Annotated in this window: 2 protein-coding genes; one reads left to right on the top strand and one right to left on the bottom strand. The window is 26.2% G+C overall.

The features are described 5' to 3' along the window. Nucleotides 1-97 precede the first annotated feature (97 nt). Nucleotides 98-967: a hypothetical protein gene (locus tag HG1285_RS02345; RefSeq protein ID WP_008289154.1), complete on the top strand. Its 870-nt coding sequence runs from the start codon at nt 98-100 to the stop codon at nt 965-967. Here HG1285_RS02345 and HG1285_RS18440 read toward each other — a convergent pair. Further along, nucleotides 949-1557 (bottom strand): rhomboid family intramembrane serine protease, encoded by a 609-nt coding sequence (locus HG1285_RS18440; RefSeq protein ID WP_008289153.1) that lies wholly within the window; start codon nt 1555-1557, stop codon nt 949-951. The genes HG1285_RS02345 and HG1285_RS18440 overlap by 19 nt on opposite strands. Nucleotides 1558-1638: the final 81 nt, after the last annotated feature.

The following is a 1638-nucleotide window of genomic DNA, read 5'->3' as shown; positions in this document are numbered from 1 at the left end:
CAGATAAAGCTTTATCAGATGGTCCAAATCAAATACCTTTAAAGGATTTCCCCCAAAATAATAGATAATCTTTTAAAATTGAAAGATTTTATTCAAAATGAAAATATTTAAACATTTATTTTTGGTTTTAACTCTTTTTATTGTAGGATGTGGAGTAAAAGGAAGTCCTAAACCTCCATTAAAAAAGACTCCTTTAAGAATTTTACATGAAGGTATAAAACAACAGGGAAATATAATTATTTATTTTTTTAAAACAAAATTACTGAATTTAGATAGGTTGAATATTTATTTAAATGATAAAAAGTTGAAATTACCTGTTTATAATATAAGAAATTTTTACTGGATAGAGTATGAATTTACAGAATTTAATAAAAATTACTGTTTTTACATCAAATATAATAATAAGTTTGTACAGTCTAAGTTCAAATGTATAAAACCTCAAAAATATCAAAAAATCAAAGATAATTTAAAACTTATTTTGAAAAATAATGGAATATTACTTAAATGGAAAAACAAATATGCTAAAGTTAACATTTATAAAGGCAGTTCGTATTTAGAAATTCTTCCTTTACCGTATACTCAGGTAAGGTATAAAAATTATTATATGGATAAAAATGTAAGATTGAATAAGATATATTGTTATTACATAACAGCTACCATAAGCAATATAGAAACAAATCGTATTTATTCTGAGTGCATTAAATTTGAAGATAAATATCCTCCAAGTCCTCCTGAAAACTTAACTTATATTTTAGATAAAAATAAGTTAACAATAATATGGCATCCTCCTGAAGATGAAGATATTATAGGTTTTATAATTTATAAAAACAATAAACCTTATACTAACTTCATTGTTAAAAGTTATTACTTTATAGATAAAACTTTTAAAAAAGGCGATGTTTATCAAATATTTTCTATAGACAAAGCAGGAAATAAAAGTAAACCTGTCTACCTTAAAATTGAATAGTGAACAAGTTTAGGGTTTTTCTTTGGATATAAAATATCAGTTAAAAACCATCCTGTTATAAATCCTCCAATATGGGCATACCATGCAACTCCTCCAATGTTTGCTGGAGTTGTTATAGCAAATAAAATCTGAATTAAAAACCAGTATCCAACAAAGAACCATGCTGGGAGTAAGAATGCAAAGAATATAAAAGGTGGGATTATTGTAACTATTTTAGCATTTGGATAAAGTTTAACGTATGCTGCAAGTATTCCACTGATAGCACCAGATGCTCCTACCATTGGAATATCAATGGAACCTGCAAATAGATTTACAAAAGATTGTAAAAAGGCTGCCCCAAATCCAGAACCTAAATATAAGATAATATATCTGATTTTCCCTAAAGCATCCTCAACGTTATCTCCAAAGACATAAAGAAAAAGCATATTACCAAATAAATGGACAAATCCCCCATGAATAAACATAGAAACTAAAACCTTTTTAAATTGAAAGTTTAAAATATCAGTAGGTAATAATCCCCATATATGAAAGAAAAATTCAAGTTCTTCTCTGGATAAGGTAAGCTCATATATAAAAAATAAGATATTCAAAGTTATTAAAAACCAGTTTATTATAGGAAATTTTCTGGTAGGATATATCCTGTATAGGTATCATAATGAAAACTCCTGACG

The sequence above is a fragment of the Hydrogenivirga sp. 128-5-R1-1 genome (assembly GCF_000171895.1).
The sequence above is the reverse complement of the archived record's forward strand: the minus strand, read 5'-3'. Positions and strand labels throughout refer to the sequence as shown.

Coding starts and splice junctions, on each gene's coding strand:
- HG1285_RS02345 (WP_008289154.1), top strand. CDS start 98: ATGAAAATATTTAAACATTTATTTTTGGTTTTAACTCTTTTTATTGTA.